The organism is Streptomyces sp. NPDC002536 (genome assembly GCF_053594995.1).
The window spans coordinates 26851-43276 of the sequence record NZ_JBSFWU010000065.1 but is presented as its reverse complement, the minus strand read 5'-3'; the positions used below and the strand labels follow the sequence as shown (position 1 = coordinate 43276).

13 protein-coding genes are annotated in these 16426 nt (G+C 70.3%); 6 read left to right on the top strand and 7 right to left on the bottom strand.

The window, feature by feature from the left end; translation table 11 throughout:
- Positions 1–88: 88 nt before the first annotated feature.
- The 7 genes from ACWD4B_RS23005 to ACWD4B_RS22975 form a co-directional block, all read right to left on the bottom strand.
- Positions 89–1219 (bottom strand): ABC transporter ATP-binding protein, encoded by a 1131-nt coding sequence (locus ACWD4B_RS23005; RefSeq protein WP_451422493.1) that lies wholly within the window; start codon positions 1217–1219, stop codon positions 89–91.
- Positions 1212–2270 carry an ABC transporter ATP-binding protein gene (locus ACWD4B_RS23000; RefSeq protein ID WP_451422492.1) on the bottom strand — a complete coding sequence of 353 codons (1059 nt, stop codon included), beginning with the start codon at positions 2268–2270 and terminating at the stop codon, positions 1212–1214. Before ACWD4B_RS23000 ends, ACWD4B_RS23005 begins: the two co-directional genes overlap by 8 nt.
- An 11-nt stretch (positions 2271–2281) precedes the next feature.
- Positions 2282–3235, bottom strand: a complete 954-nt coding sequence (locus tag ACWD4B_RS22995; protein ID WP_451422491.1) for an ABC transporter permease — start codon at positions 3233–3235, stop codon at positions 2282–2284.
- A complete protein-coding gene (locus tag ACWD4B_RS22990; RefSeq protein ID WP_451422490.1) occupies positions 3228–4154 on the bottom strand; it encodes an ABC transporter permease in 927 nt (308 codons plus the stop codon). Before ACWD4B_RS22990 ends, ACWD4B_RS22995 begins: the two co-directional genes overlap by 8 nt.
- Positions 4155–4281: 127 nt before the next feature.
- Positions 4282–5913 (bottom strand): peptide ABC transporter substrate-binding protein, encoded by a 1632-nt coding sequence (locus tag ACWD4B_RS22985; protein ID WP_451422489.1) that lies wholly within the window; start codon positions 5911–5913, stop codon positions 4282–4284.
- Positions 5914–6302: 389 nt separating this feature from the next.
- Positions 6303–8210 (bottom strand): translational GTPase TypA, encoded by a 1908-nt coding sequence (typA, locus tag ACWD4B_RS22980; RefSeq protein WP_451422488.1) that lies wholly within the window; start codon positions 8208–8210, stop codon positions 6303–6305.
- A gap of 159 nt (positions 8211–8369) precedes the next feature.
- Positions 8370–10241 carry an ABC transporter family substrate-binding protein gene (locus ACWD4B_RS22975; protein ID WP_451422487.1) on the bottom strand — a complete coding sequence of 624 codons (1872 nt, stop codon included), beginning with the start codon at positions 10239–10241 and terminating at the stop codon, positions 8370–8372.
- Here ACWD4B_RS22975 and ACWD4B_RS22970 point away from each other — a divergent pair.
- The 6 genes from ACWD4B_RS22970 to ACWD4B_RS22945 all read left to right on the top strand — a co-directional run bounded on the left by ACWD4B_RS22970 (position 10240) and on the right by ACWD4B_RS22945 (position 16405).
- Positions 10240–10413, top strand: a complete 174-nt coding sequence (locus ACWD4B_RS22970) for a hypothetical protein (protein WP_451422486.1) — start codon at positions 10240–10242, stop codon at positions 10411–10413. The genes ACWD4B_RS22975 and ACWD4B_RS22970 overlap by 2 nt on opposite strands.
- A 156-nt stretch (positions 10414–10569) precedes the next feature.
- Complete coding sequence (locus ACWD4B_RS22965) at positions 10570–10860, top strand: hypothetical protein (RefSeq protein WP_336415470.1); 291 nt, start codon at positions 10570–10572, stop codon at positions 10858–10860.
- Between the two features lie 52 nt (positions 10861–10912).
- Complete coding sequence (locus ACWD4B_RS22960) at positions 10913–11761, top strand: hypothetical protein (protein ID WP_336415469.1); 849 nt, start codon at positions 10913–10915, stop codon at positions 11759–11761.
- Positions 11762–11811: 50 nt separating this feature from the next.
- Entirely contained in the window at positions 11812–13776 is a 1965-nt protein-coding gene (locus tag ACWD4B_RS22955) for a fumarate reductase/succinate dehydrogenase flavoprotein subunit (RefSeq protein WP_451422485.1), read from the top strand.
- Positions 13773–14534, top strand: coding sequence for a succinate dehydrogenase/fumarate reductase iron-sulfur subunit (locus ACWD4B_RS22950; protein ID WP_451422484.1), 762 nt, complete (start codon positions 13773–13775; stop codon positions 14532–14534). Before ACWD4B_RS22955 ends, ACWD4B_RS22950 begins: the two co-directional genes overlap by 4 nt.
- Before the next feature lie 71 nt (positions 14535–14605).
- Positions 14606–16405, top strand: a complete 1800-nt coding sequence (locus ACWD4B_RS22945) for a TPM domain-containing protein (RefSeq protein ID WP_451422483.1) — start codon at positions 14606–14608, stop codon at positions 16403–16405.
- Positions 16406–16426 lie beyond the last annotated feature (21 nt).

Genomic DNA, 16426 nt, shown 5'->3' with positions numbered 1-16426 from the left:
GTTGTGTCATATACCAAACCCCCCGACCCCGCCCCCCCAAGGGGGGCGCGGGGAACTGCGCGAGCAACCGAAGAACGACCCGCACCCGTCAGGCGGCGTGCACGACATCCTTCTCTTCAGCGAAGTGGCAAGCCGACTCGTGCGCCGCCGGCGTCCTCTTGCCGGCGAACACCTCCGGCACCGCCAGCAGCGGCACCTCCTCCGCGCACTTGTCCTGTGCCTTCCAGCACCGCGTGCGGAACCGGCAGCCGGACGGCGGGTTGGCCGGGGACGGGACGTCGCCGGTGAGGATGATCCGCTCGCGGCCCTCACGCGCCTCCGGGTCCGGGACCGGGACGGCCGACAGCAGCGCCTGCGTGTACGGGTGCGTCGGGTGGTCGTAGATCTCCGCGTCCGTGCCGATCTCGGCCAGCTTGCCGAGGTACATCACACCCACGCGGTCCGAGATGTGCCGCACGATCGACAGGTCGTGCGCGATGAAGACGTAGGACAGGTTGAACTCGTCCTGGAGCTTCTCCATCAGGTTCACGACCTGGGCCTGGACGGACACGTCCAGAGCCGACACCGGCTCGTCGCAGATGATGATCTCGGGGTTGAGCGCCAGCCCGCGCGCGATGCCGATGCGCTGCCGCTGACCGCCCGAGAACTGGTGCGGATAGCGGTTGATGTACTCCGGGTTGAGACCCACCACGTCCAGCAGCTCCTGGACCCGCCGCCGGCGGTCGCCCTTCGGGGCCACCTCGGGGTGGATGTCGAAGGGCTCGCCGATGATGTCGCCCACCGTCATACGGGGGTTGAGCGACGTGTACGGGTCCTGGAAGACCATCTGGATGTTGCGGCGCACGGCCTTCAGTGCCCGGCCGGACAGCTTGGTGATGTCCTGGCCCTTGTAGAAGACCTCGCCCGCGGTGGCCGTCTCCAGGGTCATCAGCAGCTTGGCGACGGTGGACTTGCCGCAGCCCGACTCGCCCACGATGCCGAGCGTCTCGCCCTGGTAGAGGTCGAAGGAGACCCCGTCGACCGCCTTGACCGCACCGACCTGCCTCTTGAACAGGACTCCCTGCGTCAGCGGGAAGTGCTTGACGAGGTTGCGGACCTGGAGGATCGGCTCGCCGCGCTCCACAGGGGCGTCGAGCACGGCCTCCACCTCGGCGGTCGTGCTGGCGTCACTGGCCACGACGTCGGAGAGGGCCTCGTCCTTCACGCCGGTCTCAGCCATGGATCGTCTCCTTCCAGAAGTGGCACGCGCTCCCGCGGCCGGCCAGTTCCGCGCCGTCCCGCTCGGCCACCTGGTGCAGCTCCGGGACCTCCGAGCGGCAGATGTCCTGGGCCTTGGGGCAGCGCGGGTTGAAGGCGCAACCGGTGGGAATGCGCAGCAGGTTGGGCGGCAGACCCTTGATCGCGAAGAGCTCCTGGCCCTTCTGGTCCAGGCGCGGGATCGAGTCCAGCAGACCCCGGGTGTACGGGTGCGCGGGGCGCTTGTACAGCTCGTGCACGGGCGCCGTCTCCACGATCCGGCCCGCGTACATCACCGCGATCTTGTCGGCGACGTCCGCGACGACACCGAGGTCGTGCGTGATGAGGATGAGCCCCATGTTGAACTCGCGCTGCAGCTCGGCCAGCAGGTCCATGACCTGGGCCTGGACGGTGACGTCCAGCGCGGTCGTCGGCTCGTCCGCGATGATCAGATCCGGCTCCAGGGCCAGCGCCATCGCGATCATGATGCGCTGCCGCATACCGCCCGAGAACTGGTGCGGGTAGTCGTTCACCCGCTCCTTCGCGGCCGGAATGCGCACCCGGTCCATCAGCTCGATGGCCTTGGCCCTGGCGTCCTTCTTGGACATGCCCTGGTGGACGCGGAACATCTCGCCCAGCTGATACCCCACGCTGAGCACGGGGTTGAGGGAGGAGAGCGCGTCCTGGAAGATCATGGCGATCTTGGCGCCACGGATCTTCCGGCGCTCCTCGGCGGACATCTTGAGCATGTCCTGGCCGCGGAAGAGGATCTCCCCCTTGGGGATGGACCCGGGCGGCATGTCGAGGATGCCCATGATGGCCTGCGCCGTCACGGACTTGCCGGAGCCGGACTCGCCGAGCACGGCGAGCGTCTCGCCCGCGTTCACGGAGTAGTTGACGCCGTTGACGGCCTTGGCGATGCCGTCGCGGGTGTGGAACTCCACGTGCAGATCGCGGACTTCGAGGAGCGGGGCGTCCTTCTTCCCCGACTGCTCCGGGGTGTTCGCCGTCTTCTCTGTGGGGGTGGTGGTCACGTGCGTCTCCCTCAGCGCAGCTTGGGGTCGAGGGCGTCGCGCACCGCGTCGCCGAGCATGATGAACGCCAGCACGGTCACGCTCAGGAAGCCTGCCGGGAAGAGCAGGACGTGCAGCGCGTTACGGATCTGCTCGGAGCCGTCGGAGATGTCGCCGCCCCACGAGATGCCGTTCTGGATGCCGATGCCGAGGTAGGACAGGGTCGCCTCGAGCGAGATGTACATGCCGAGGGAGATGGTCGCCACGACGATGACCGGCGCGAGGGAGTTGGGCAGGACGTGCTTCATCAGGATCCGGCCGCTGCCCGCGCCGAGGGCCCGGGCGGCCTGGACGTAGTCCGCCTGCTTGACGGTGATCACCGCACCGCGCATGACGCGGGTGATCTGGGTCCAGCCCAGGATGCCGATGGCCGCCGAGACGGTCCAGGCCGTGCGGCCGGTGAACGCCTGCAGGATGACCAGGGAGCCGAGCAGGATCGGCACGCCGGAGAAGATGTCGGTGAGCCGGGAGAGCAGGGCGTCCAGCCAGCCGCCGAAGTAGCCGGCGATCATGCCGATGAAGCTGCCGAGCACGGTGACGATCGCCGTGGTGACGACACCGACGATGATCGAGGCACGGGCGCCGTAGATGACACGCGCGTAGATGCTGCGGCCCTGGGCGTCGTAGCCGAACCAGTCGACGTCGCCGACATGGCTGAGGTTGGGCTTCTGGAGGAAGTGCGTCAGGTCGCCCGGCTTCGGGTCGGCGTCGGTGAACCAGCCGGGGAAGGCCGAGATGGCCAGCAGCAGCAGGATGATGACGGCGGACACGATGAAGACCGGCCGGCGGCGCAGATCCCGCCAGGCGTTGGCCCAAAGGCTGTTGGCGGCTTCCTTCTTGGGCTTCTCCGGAGCCGCGCTGCCGGTACCGGTGGACGGAACGGTCGCGGATGCCCGGGCGGTGGTGGTGTCGTTCAGCTCAGGCATAGCGGATCCTCGGGTCCAGAACGGCGTAGAGGAGGTCGACCAGGAGGCTCGCGACCAGGTACACGACGACCAGGAAGGTCACGGTCCCGACGACCAGCGGGCCGTCGGCCCCGGTGATGGCCTTGTAGAGCGTGTTGCCGACGCCCTTGACGTTGAAGATGCCCTCGGTGACGATCGCGCCGCCCATCAGGGCGCCGAGGTCGGTCCCGAGGAACGTCACCACGGGGATGAGGGAGTTGCGCAGCAGGTGCACGCCGATGACGCGGCGGCGCGGCAGGCCCTTGGCGACCGCGGTGCGGATGTAGTCGGAGCGGATGTTCTCGACCACGCTGGTGCGGGTGAGCCGGGAGACGTACGCGAGCGAGACCGAGCCGAGCACGATGCCGGGGAGGATCAGCTGCGTGATGTCGTTGGAATCCGTGACCGTGGGATTGACGATGCCCCACTTCGTTCCGATGTAGACCTGCGCGAGATAGCCGATCACGAAGATGGGGATGGAGATGACCAGCAGGGTGAGGACGAGGACGATCTGGTCCACGATCTTGCCCCGCTTGAGGCCCGTCAGCACGCCGAGGGCGACGCCGAAGACCGCCTCCAGCACGAAGGCCACGAGCGCGAGTTGAATGGTGACGGGGATCGCGTCCCCGAGGATGTCGGACACCTCGCGCTGGCTGAAGCTCAGGCCGAGGTCGCCCTGGAACAGGTTGCTGAGATACGTCCAGTACTGCTCGATCAGGGACTTGTCGAGTCCGTACTGGTGCTTGAGCCGGACCACGGTGGCCGGGTCGGCGGCCTTGTCGCCGAAGAGCGCCTTCACGGGGTCGCCCGGGAGGGCGTACACCGCAAGGAAGATGATCAAAGTGGTGCCGATGAACACCGGGATCATCTGGAGCAGGCGTCGCAGGATATAACGCCCCATCGTGCCTCCAATGCGGTCGGCACGGCGGCGGCCGGAGGGTTCTCCCGGAACCCGCCGGCCGCCCGCCGTGCGACCGGTTCAACCGTCCCCGGCGGTGGGCGCCGGGGACGGAACGCCGGTGTGTGAACTACTTCTTGAGGACCTGGACGTCGGTCCAGATCGGGTCGCCGATCCAGTCGTACGCCACGTCCTTGACGTGCGTCGAGTAGCCGCCGTTCTCCTCGTAGTTCCACAGCGGGATCTGCGGCATGTCCTTGAAGAGGACCTCTTCGGCCTTCTGGTACAGCTTCGCCGAGTCCTCGGGCGTCTTGGCCTTGTCGGCCTCGGCCGCGAGGTCGTCGAACTCCTTGCTGCTGTAACCGGAGTCGTTGGAGGCGGCACCCGTGCGGTACACGTCGGCGAGGAAGCTCGCGATGTGCGGGTAGTCGGCCTGCCAGCCGGTGCGGAACATGTCGCCGGCGCCCAGCTTCTTGCTGGTGATCAGGTCGCGCGAGGTCTTGAAGTCCGGCTTCGGGTTGCCTTCGCAGGCGACGCCGAGCGTCTTGGTGATGGAGTTGCAGACCGCGTCGACCCACGGCTTGTGGTTGCCGTCGCTGTTGTAGAGGATCGTGATCTTGTTGCCCGGGACGCCGCCGCCGTCCTTGACGAACTGCTTGGCCTTGTCCGGGTTGAACTGCAGCAGGTCGTTCTTGGCGTTCGGGTCGTAGCCGAGGATGCCCGGGGTGAGGAAGCTGTTGGCGGGCTTGCGGGAGCCCTGCAGCACCGTCTTGGTGATGGTGTCGCGGTCGATGGCCATGGACAGGCCCTGGCGGACCTTGGCCTTGTCGACGCCGTCCCACTCCTTGTCGTACATGGCGAAGCCGATCATCTGGATCGTCGCCATCGGCTGGTCCACGGCACGGTCGCCGAGGTCCTGCTTGTACTTGGTGAGGCTGGACGGCGGGACCATGTCCAGCACGTCGAGGCCGCCGGACTGCAGGTCGGCGTAGGCCGCCTCGCCCTTCAGGTAGAACTTGAAGTCGACGCCGCCGTTCTTCGGCTTGTCGTCACCCTTGTAACCGTCCCACGAACGCAGGGAGATCTGCGAGTTGTGGTCCCACTTCTCCACCTGGTAGGGGCCGTTGCCGATCGGCTTCTGGCCGAACGCCTTCGGGTCCTTGTAGAACTCCTTCGGCAGCGGGGAGAGGGCCGGGTAGCCCGTCTTGTACTGCCAGTAGGAGACCGGCTGCTTGAGCTCGACGGTGAAGGTCTTGTCGTCCTTGACCACCAGGCCCGACATCTTGTCGGCCGACGGGTCGCCCTTCTCCGGGTGGACCTCGTCGTAGCCCTTGATGTCCTGGAACCAGGAGCTGTTCAGCTGCGCGTTCTTGGAGTTGGCGCCCCAGTTCCAGGCGTCGACGAAGGACGCGGCCGTCACCGGCTCGCCGTTCTGGAACGTCCAGCCCGGCTTCAGCGTGATGGTGAAGTGCTGGGAGTCCGTGGTCTCGATCTTGTCCGCCACGGCCATCTTCAGCGACCCGTCCTTGGGCGCGAATTGCGTCAGGCCGCGGAAGATGCTCTTGAGGATGCGACCGCCGCCGACCTCGTTGCCGTTGGCCGGCTGCAGCGGGTTCTGCGGCTCCGTCGACTGATAGGTGAAGATCCCCTTGGCATCCGGGTCACCGGACGCCCCGTCGTTCTTGTTACCGCCGCAGGCAGTCGCGGCCATCGCCACGACAATTGCGCACGCCGCCCACTTGGCGCTCTTGGCACCGCGCATGGGTTCGCCTCCTCATGAGTCCACTATCACTACGAGTGAGGCGCCGGTCCCCCGCTGACACCCCTGACAGCGGAGCGGGAACCGGCACCTCGTGTGTGCTCGTGAGTCGGCGCTCCCCACAGCGCGTGACCCGTTGACCCGAGCTCAGTGAACCCAACTATTAAGTAACTGCGGCCTGTAAACCACACTTAAAGGGTTTCGCTTTGGTCACATCGGCCCCTGAAATAAGTTGAGAAACAGGACAAAAGCCGCCCAGACAGACAGCTACGAAACGGACTGTTAACACGACATCCGGGATCGCGGGTCCGATATCCGGGCATGAAAGAGGCCCGGGACCCCCGCTCTGGAAGCGGAGGTTCCGGGCCTCTCGTCAGTCAGTTGACCGCGGCTCAGCCGTGCTTGGCGCGCGAGGCGGAGCGGCCGCGCTCCTTCTGGTCCAGGACGACCTTGCGGATGCGGACCGCCTCCGGAGTCACCTCGACGCACTCGTCGTCGCGGCAGAACTCCAGCGACTGCTCCAGCGACAGCTTGCGCGGCGGAACGATCGCCTCGAAGGAGTCGGCCGAGGAGGAGCGCATGTTGGTGAGCTTCTTCTCCTTGGTGATGTTGACGTCCATGTCGTCGGAGCGGGAGTTCTCGCCGACGATCATGCCCTCGTACACCTCGGTGCCCGGGTCGGTGAAGAGCACGCCGCGCTCCTGGAGGTTCGTCATCGCGAAGGCGGTGACGGCACCGGCGCGGTCGGCGACCAGCGAACCGTTGTTACGGGTCTGCAGGTTGCCGAACCACGGCTCGTGGCCCTCGTGGATGGAGTGGGCGATACCGGTGCCGCGGGTGTTCGTCAGGAACTCCGTGCGGAAGCCGATGAGGCCACGGGACGGGACGACGAACTCCATGCGGACCCAGCCGGAGCCGTGGTTGGACATGTTGTCCATGCGGCCCTTGCGGGTGCCCATGAGCTGGGTGACGGCGCCCATGTGCTCCTCGGGCACGTCGACCGTGAGGCGCTCGACGGGCTCGTAGGTCTTGCCGTCGACCTCCTTGGTGACCACCTGGGGCTTGCCGATGGTCATCTCGAAGCCCTCGCGGCGCATCTGCTCGACCAGGATGGCGAGCGCGAGCTCACCGCGGCCCTGGACCTCCCAGGCGTCGGGGCGCTCGGTGTCGAGCACACGCAGCGAGACGTTACCGACCAGCTCGCGGTCCAGACGGTCCTTGACCTGGCGGGCGGTGACCTTGCGGTCCTTGACCGCGGACTTGGCGTCCGCGCCCTTGCCCGTGCCGCCGCGGCCGACCAGCGGGGAGGTGTTGGTGCCGATGGTCATGGAGATCGCGGGCTCGTCGACCGTGATCAGCGGCAGGGCGACCGGGTTCTCCGGGTCGGCCAGGGTCTCGCCGATCATGATGTCCGGGATACCGGCGACCGCGCAGATGTCGCCCGGGCCGGCCACCTCGGCCGGCTTGCGGGTGAGGGCCTCGGTCATCATCAGCTCGGTGATGCGGACGTTGGAGACCGAGCCGTCGCGCTTGATCCAGGCCACGGTCTGGCCCTTGCGCAGCTCGCCCTGCTCGACGCGGAGCAGCGCGATACGGCCGAGGAAGTTGTCGGCGTCGAGGTTGGTGACGTGGGCCTGGAGCGGCGCGTCCTCCTCGAACGTCGGGGCCGGGACGTGCTCCAGGATGGTGGAGAAGAACGGCTCCAGGTTCTCGCTGTCCGCCGGGACGGTGCCGTCCTCCGGCTTGGTCAGCGAGGCGATGCCGTCACGGCCGCAGGCGTAGACGATCGGGAACTCGATCTGGTCCTCGTCGGCGTCCAGGTCGAGGAAGAGGTCGTAGGTCTCGTTGACGACCTCGTCGATGCGGGAGTCCGGGCGGTCCGTCTTGTTGATGCAGAGGATGACCGGCTTCCGCTGCTGGAGCGCCTTGCGGAGCACGAAGCGGGTCTGCGGCAGCGGACCCTCGGAGGCGTCGACGAGCAGCACGACCGCGTCCACCATCGACAGACCGCGCTCGACCTCGCCACCGAAGTCGGCGTGGCCGGGGGTGTCGATGATGTTGATCGTGATCGGGGCCCCGCCGTCCTTGGGGTGATACTTCACCGCCGTGTTCTTGGCGAGGATCGTGATGCCCTTCTCACGCTCCAGGTCGTTGGAGTCCATGACACGGTCGTCGACGGACTCCAGCTGATGCGCCGCGAAGGCGCCGGCCTGCTTGAGCATGGCGTCGACGATGGTCGTCTTACCGTGGTCGACGTGGGCGACGATGGCGACGTTACGAATGTCGTGGCGCGTGGGCATACTTGCGGCGCTTCTCCCGGAATCGTGGATGGCGGCGCGTACGGTCCGGCACGCGCGCCCGCCGGGCAGATCAACGCCGCGGCCTCACTCCATGGTAAGGGTGCGCCGTGACTTTGGCTTTCCAGGGGCTCTGACCTGGGGTTACTCCTGCTGGGAGGGCTATCGGCGGCGGAAGCCCATGTCCTGGTACCGGGGTGTCGCCAGCCCGAAGGCCCCGGCGTTCACGACCGTGCTCCGCGCCCCCACCAGCTCCGGCCGCTGGTACAGCGGGATCGACCCGGCCGCCGCCCAGATCCGCGCGTCCGCCCGCGTGACCAGGTCCCGCGAGGCCTCCTCGTCCAGCTCGCTCGACGCCTGGTCGAACAGCCGGTCGATCTGGTCGGTGCCGACCCGCGTGTAGTTCTGCTCGACGGTCAGCGACCCGTCCGTCGCCGGCTGGGGCTTCGCGAAGATCGGCCGGGCGTCGGTGGCCGGGAAGGCGCTCGCGGGCCAGGAGTAGAGGGCGAGATCGAAGTCGCCGGAGGCGATGTGGTCCTTGAAGTAGCCCGCGTCCTCGACCCTGGTGATCTCCGTGCGGATGCCGACCGCCTCCAGCTGGCGGGCGATCCGGTCGCCGACGGCCCGCAGGGACTCCGTCCCCGACCCCTTCGGCAGGACGAAGCGGAGGGCGAGCTTCTTGCCGTCCTTGAGGCGGACGGGCGAGGCCGCGCCCTTGCCGGAGGCGGAGCCGTTGTTCCGGTCGTCCCGCAGCTCCTTGGTCGTGTCCTCCGCCGCCTCGGCCGGCTTCTTCCGGGCCGTCTGCCCCTCCTTCCAGCCCGCGTCGGCGAGCAGGGCCATGGCCGCCCGCGGGTCCATGCCGCCGATCGCGTCGCTGTTGTCCTGGTAGCCCTCCTGCCCGGCGACGAGCACATGGCTGCCGAGCGGCTCGGCGGGCAGCCCGAGCGGCCGGAGGACGGACTCGGCGATGGCCCGGCGGTCGATGGCCCGGGCGACGGCGCGCCGCACGCGCTCGTCGGCGAGCGGCCCGGAGGCGCCGTTGAGGGCGAGCTGGGTGTAGGCGGGCTCCAGGGACTTGCGGACCACCAGCCCGCGCAGCTGCGGGTCGGACGGCTTGACCGGCTTCCCGGCCTTGTCCTTCTTCGGCGGCATGTTCGCCTTCGCAATGCGCGTGGCGATGTCGGGAGTGATCTCGGCGAGGTCCGCCTTGCCGCTCGCCAGCGCCTCGGCCCGCTGCTCGCGCGGCACGACGCGGAGCACGAGCCGGTCCAGCTCGGCCCGGTCGCCCCACCACTTGGGGTTCCGCACGAGGGTGAGCGTGCCCTGGTCCTCGTCGCGGCTGCCGACCCGGAACGGCCCGGCGGCCAGCGGCAGCTCCTTGCGGGCGGAGTCGTTGAACCCCGTCGGGGTGCCCATGACGGACTTCGGGTAGAGCGGGGTGAAGAGGGAGGGCCAGTCGGCATAGCTCTTCGCGAAGGTGACCTTGACCTCGTGGGCGTCGGCGCCGCGCTCGACGCGCTCGATCCGGTCGTAGCCGGCGTTGCGGGCCGTCCAGTACGCGCTGTCCTTGCCGCGCAGGGCCTTGGCCTGGGCCTCGAAGTCCGCTGCGGTGACGGCGCTCCCGTCGCTCCACACGGCGGACGGGTTGAGCTTGTAGAGCACCACCTGGTGGGGCTCGCGCCGGACGACCTCGGCGGACTGCAGGAAGTCGGGGTTGCGCTGCGGCCGACCGTGCCCGTCGAGGGTGAACAGGGCGGGGAGCACGGCCCCGGCGACCCGCTGCGAGCTGGCGTCTGCGTCGGCCTGGAAGGTGTTGAAGGTGGTGGGCAGGGCGTCGACGGCCCAGGTCAGGGTGCCCTTGTCGGCGACCTTCGCGCGCGCGGCGACGGCGATGTCCCGGGCGGCCGCGGCCCCGTCGGAGGCGTCCGGCTCGCCGGAGGAACAGCCGGCCAGGAGCGGCAGCGCGAGCACGCCCGCCGCGAGCAGCGCGGCGCAGCGGCGGGCACGGGACGACCGGGTGCGGATGGGGGACATGGGCGCTGACCTCCGCGGGCTGGGCCGGGATCGTTCGCAGCCGGCGCAGGCGGCCGCTGCTCGCCGCCCACTGAAGGCGACGGTCCCGGCGAAGACCCGCAGACACGGCGCCGCCGCCCCGCACGCCACCCGCCTGGACGAACGTTTCCGCAGCCTTGCGGCGTCACCCTGACGCGCACGGGCCATCACCCTGACGCGCACAGGGAATGCGCTCCCGCGAAGGCGCGATCGGGACGGCTATCTTCCCCTGAAGGGGTGTGACGCGCGACACTCTCTGTCGCATCTGCGCCGCCACCCGCAACCGCCGACGCGGAAGTGAGGGCACACCATGTCCGTCAAAGACGACCTGACCTCCGTCCAGCGCAGCCTGGACGAGCTGAACCGCGCACTGGGCCGGCTGGAGCAACAGCTGGGCCGGGACCCGCTGGACGTACGGCGGGTGCGCACCGACGCCGACCACCTGCGCGAGAGCGTCGCCCTGCTGCGCGGGTCCCAGCCCGCCGAGAGCCTGCGCCCCGCCATGGTGCCGGTGCCGGTCCCGGACGCCCCCTACGACGCCTCGCTGTGGCGGGACGCCGACGACGAGGGCCTGGGCGCGCGCGACCGCCGCGCCCCCTAGCCGGGCCGGGCACCGACACCGAACCGTCCGCCCACTCCTCCCGGAGTCCGCCTTGGCCACTGGTACCGACCCCCAAGCCGTTGCCGCCGGCACCGGAGCGCGCCCCGCACGGGGCGGCGTCCACCACTCCTCGCGCGCCGCGATCCCCGAGCGCCACCTGCGGCGCGACCGCTGGTGGCTGGCGCCCGCCGCGACGGCCGCCGGGCTGCTGGCGTTCGTCGTGTACTCGACGTGGCGCGCGTTCGCGGGCGACCACTACTACGCGGCGCCCTACGTCTCGCCGTTCTACTCGCCCTGTCTCGCGGAGAACTGCGTGCCCATGAAGGGCGGCGCGGACTGGGGAGTGTTCGGGGCCTGGTGGGGCCTGTCGCCCGCGCTGCTGGTCCTGATCTTCCCGCTGGGCTTCCGGCTCACCTGCTACTACTACCGCAAGGCCTACTACCGGGGCTTCTGGGCCGCGCCCGCGGCCTGCGCGGTGCCCGAGCCGCACGCGCGCTACACCGGGGAGACCCGCTTCCCGCTGATCCTGCAGAACATCCACCGCTACTTCTTCTACTTCGCGGTGATCGTCGCGGGCATCCTCACCTACGACGCCGTACTGGGCTTCCGGAACGCGGACGGCGAGTGGGGCCACATGGGCCTGGGCACCCTCGTCCTGCTCGTCAACATCGCGCTGATCTGGGCGTACACGGCCTCCTGCCACTCCTGCCGGCACATCGTCGGCGGGCGGCTGCGGAACTTCTCGCGGCACCCGGTGCGCTACCGCCTGTGGGGCTGGGTGAGCCGGCTCAACGCCCGTCACATGCAGCTCGCCTGGGCGTCCCTGGTCAGCGTGGCCGTGGCGGACTTCTACGTGTACCTGATCGCGAGCGGCGCCTTCGACGACCCGCGGTTCTTCTAGGACTTCCGGAACAGGACTTCCAGAACTTCCAGAACAGGGGCCTTTTTTCGATGACACAGGTGGAGCGGCAGTCCTGGGACGTGGTCGTGGTGGGCGCCGGCGGCGCCGGGCTGCGGGCCGCCATCGAGGCGCGGGAACGGGGGCTGCGGGTCGCGGTGATCTGCAAGTCGCTGTTCGGCAAGGCGCACACGGTGATGGCCGAGGGCGGCATCGCGGCCTGCATGGGCAACGTCAACTCCAAGGACAACTGGAAGGTCCACTTCCGGGACACCCTGCGCGGCGGCAAGTTCCTCAACAGCTGGCGGATGGCCGAGCTGCACGCCCAGGAGGCGCCCGACCGGGTGTGGGAGCTGGAGACCTGGGGCGCGGTCTTCGACCGCACCGACCGCGGGACGATCTCCCAGCGCAACTTCGGCGGTCACGAGTACCCGCGGCTGGCCCACGTCGGCGACCGCACCGGCCTGGAGCTCATCCGCACCCTCCAGCAGAAGATCGTCTCCCTGCAGCAGGAGGACCACAAGGAGACGGGCGACTACGAGGCCCGGCTGAAGGTCTTCCAGGAGTGCACGGTGACAAGGGTGTTGAAGGCTGCATCCGATAGCGGCTCCGCCGCGGACGACCGCGTCTCCGGCGTCTTCGGCTACGAACGCGAGTCCGGCCGCTTCTTCGTCATCGAGGCCCCGTCCGTGATCCTGGCCACCGGCGGCATCGGCAAGTCCTTCAAGGTGACCTCCAACTCCTGGGAGTACACCGGCGACGGGCACGCCCTGGCGCTGCTCGCCGGGGCCCGGCTGGTCAACATGGAGTTCGTGCAGTTCCACCCGACGGGCATGGTCTGGCCGCCGTCCGTCAAGGGCATCCTGGTCACCGAGTCCGTGCGCGGCGACGGCGGGGTGCTGCGCAACAGCGACGGCAAGCGGTTCATGTTCGACTACATCCCGGACGTCTTCCGCGAGAAGTACGCCGACACCGAGGCCGAGGCCGACCGCTGGTACGAGGACCCCGACCACAACCGCCGCCCGCCCGAGCTGCTCCCCCGCGACGAGGTGGCCCGCGCCATCAACGCCGAGGTCAAGGCCGGGCGCGGCACCCCGCACGGCGGGGTCTTCCTGGACGTCTCCACCCGGATGCCCGCCGACGCGATCATCCGCAAACTCCCCTCCATGCACCACCAGTTCAAGGAGCTGGCGGACGTGGACATCACCGCCGAGCCCATGGAGGTCGGCCCCACCTGCCACTACGTGATGGGCGGCGTCGAGGTCGAGCCGGACACCGCGGAGGCGGTCGGCGTCGCGGGCCTCTTCGCGGCGGGCGAGGTCGCCGGCGGCCTGCACGGCTCCAACCGCCTCGGCGGCAACTCCCTTTCGGACCTGCTGGTCTTCGGCCGCCGGGCCGGGCTCTACGCGGCCGAGTACGCGGCCTCGTTCGGCACCGCGGACCGGCCCGCGGTCTCGGATGCGGACGTGGAGCTGGCGGAGGCGGAGGCGCTGCGCCCGTTCGGCGCGGAGAGCGCGGAGCAGGACCCCGCGCAGGGCCCGGAGAACCCGTACTCCGTCCACCAGGAACTGCAGCAGTCGATGAACGACCTGGTGGGGATCATCCGCCGGGAGGCCGAGATGGCGGAGGCGCTGCGCCGCCTGGACGCCCTGCGGGCCCGCGCCCGGCGGGCCGGGGTCGAGGGGCACCGGCAGTTCAACCCCGGCTGGCACCTGGCCCTCGACCTGCGCAACATGCTGCTGGTCAGCGAGTGCGTGGCGCGGGCGGCCCAGGAGCGCACCGAGAGCCGCGGCGGGCACACGCGCGACGACCACCCGCAGATGGACCGGGAGTGGCGGCGGATCAATCTGGTCTGCCGGCTCGCCAACGGGGCGGGCGGTGCCGCCACGGCGGACCCGGCGCTGGGGCGGATCCGGCTGGAGCGGCAGGAGATGCCGCCGATGCGGCCGGACCTGCTGGCGCTGTTCGAGAAGGAAGAGCTGGTCAAGTACCTGACGGACGAGGAGCTCACCTCATGACCTACCAGGGCCGCTTCAGGGTGTGGCGGGGTGACGCCGAGGGCGGCGGCCTCGTCGACTACGAGGTGGACGTCCACGAGGGGGAGGTCGTCCTCGACATCGTCCACCGCATCCAGGCCACCACCGCCCCCGACCTGGCCGTCCGCTGGAACTGCAAGGCGGGCAAGTGCGGTTCGTGCAGCGCGGAGATCAACGGGCGCCCACGGCTGCTGTGCATGACGCGGATGTCCGTCTTCGACCCCGCGGAGACGATCACCGTGACCCCGATGCGGGCCTTCCCGGTGCTGCGCGATCTGGTCACGGACGTCTCGTACAACTACACCAAGGCCCGCGAGGTGCCGTCCTTCGTCCCGCCGCCCGGGGTGAAGGCGGGCGAGTACCGGATGGCGCAGGAGGACGTCAACCGGGTGCAGGAGTTCCGCAAGTGCATCGAGTGCTTCCTGTGCCAGAACACCTGTCACGTGGTCCGCGACCACGAGGAGAACAAGCAGGTGTTCGCGGGGCCGCGCTTCCTGATGCGGATCGCGGAGCTCGACATGCACCCGCTGGACGCGGCGGAGGAGACGGGCACCGACCGGAAGCGCGGGGCGCGCGAGGAGCACGGGCTCGGGTACTGCAACATCACCAAGTGCTGCACGGAGGTGTGCCCGGAGCACATCCGGATCACGGACAACGCGCTGATCCCGCTCAAGGAGCGGGTGGTGGATCGTGCCTACGATCCACTGGTGTGGCTGGGGAGCAAGATCCGGCGCCGCTGAACCGCCACTCACAGCAACCGCACAGCTGCCAGCAGTAGCGGACCGGCGATTCCGGTCATACGCTCCAAAATGTGACGCGGCCTTCGACGCGGTACGTACGACCCGCGGCGCGCCCCGGCATGGCCCTGGTCGCCGCCGCCCTCTCCGCGTTGTGCACCCTCCTGCTCCCCACCCCGTCCGCCCGCGCCGACACCCCCCTCGACCTGGACTCCGGCGGCCGCATCACCGACACCGTCGGCGCCCTCGGGCACCGCCGCGGCCAGGTCGAGGCCGCCCTGGACCGGCTGCACGCCACCCAGCACGTCCAGCTGTACGTCACCTACGTCCACGACTTCTCCGGCCGCAACGGCCACGACTGGGCCGACGCCACCGCCGACCGCAACGGCCTCGGGCCGCACGACGTCCTGCTGGCCATCTCCACCTCCGGCCGCCAGTACGCGGTCTCCGCCGCCGAGGACTCCGGCTTCCGCCAGGACCAGCTCTCCGCCGTGGCCGCCCTGGCCATCTCCCCCGCCCTCAAGGAGCACGACTGGGCCGGGGCCGCCATCGGCGCCGCCGACGGCTACCGCGCCGTGCTGCGCGGCGAGCCGGTCCGCACCCCGCTCATCAAGCCCGGCAGCACCGACCCGGGCGGGGACGGGCTGCTGCCCGGCGACCGTCGGCTCTGGGTCCCCGTGGCCGGGGGCGGCGGGCTGTGCCTGGGCGGGCTCTACCTCGCCTCGCGCCGCGCCGCCCGGCGCCGCCGCGCGGCCGACTACCTGCTGGACGAGGACCCGTACCCGCTGGTCGCCACGGCCACCCCGCGCGGACTCGCCCGGATGGCCCAGCCGCTGACCCCGCTGACCGAACTGGACGCGGAGGCCTGCCGGAACCTCGTCGACACCGACGACGCGGTCCGCACCAGCGCCGAGGAACTCCACTTCGCGACGGCCCAGCTGGGCCGGCCCGCCACCCGCCCCTTCGCCGAGGCCGTGGACTGGGCCCGCAGCGAACTGGCCGACGCCTTCCGGCTCCGGCAGCAGCTGGACGACGCGCCGTACGAGGACGAGGACGCCCGGCGGCACGCCCTGGACGGCATCTGCTCCCGCTGCACCAGCGCCAACCGCCGCCTGGACGCGGAGTCCGCCGCCTTCGACCGGCTCCGCGGCATACGGGCCAACGCCGCCGCACTGCTGGTACGGGCCGAGGCCGCGGCCCGCGCCCTGGCCCCGCGCCTGCGCACCGCCGAGGCGGCGCTGGCGGCCGTCGCCGCGCACTGCCCGGAGGCCGCCCTCGCCCCCGTCGCCCGCCACCCGGCCGAGGCCCGCGACCGCCTCGCCTTCGCCGGCGCCGCGCTCACCGAGGCCCGTGCCGCCCTGGCCGACGGGGACGCCGAACAGGCCGTCGTCTCCCTGCGCGCCGCCGAGGCCGCCCTCTCCCAGGCCCGCACCCTGGTCGCCGCCGTGCTCCGGCACGTCCGCGAACTCACCGGCGCCACGGCCCGGTTGCACGCCGTGCTCCGCACCATGGCGGACGCCGCGCGGGACCCCCGCGAGGTGATCCGCGCCCTCGACCCCCTGGAGGCCGCCCGTGGCGAGGCCGCCGCCGCGCGGGACTTCGTCGCCACCCACCGGGGCGCGGTCGGCTGCCCGGCCCGCACCCTGCTGGCCGAGGCGGAACGCCGCCTGGCCCTGGCCCGGGGCGACCCCGCCGAGGCCGCCCACGCCACGACCCTGGCCCGCGAGGCCCGGACCCTGGCGGAACACGACGTGGCCGGCTACGCCACCCCCGCCCACGGCGTGGGCGGCGCCCTCCTGGGCGGCATCATCCTCGCGGGCCTGCTGCCCCCGACCTTCGGCGGCGGCTCGACACGGGGCCGCTTGGGCGGCTGAGCCCCGTCAGGGGCGCGGGGA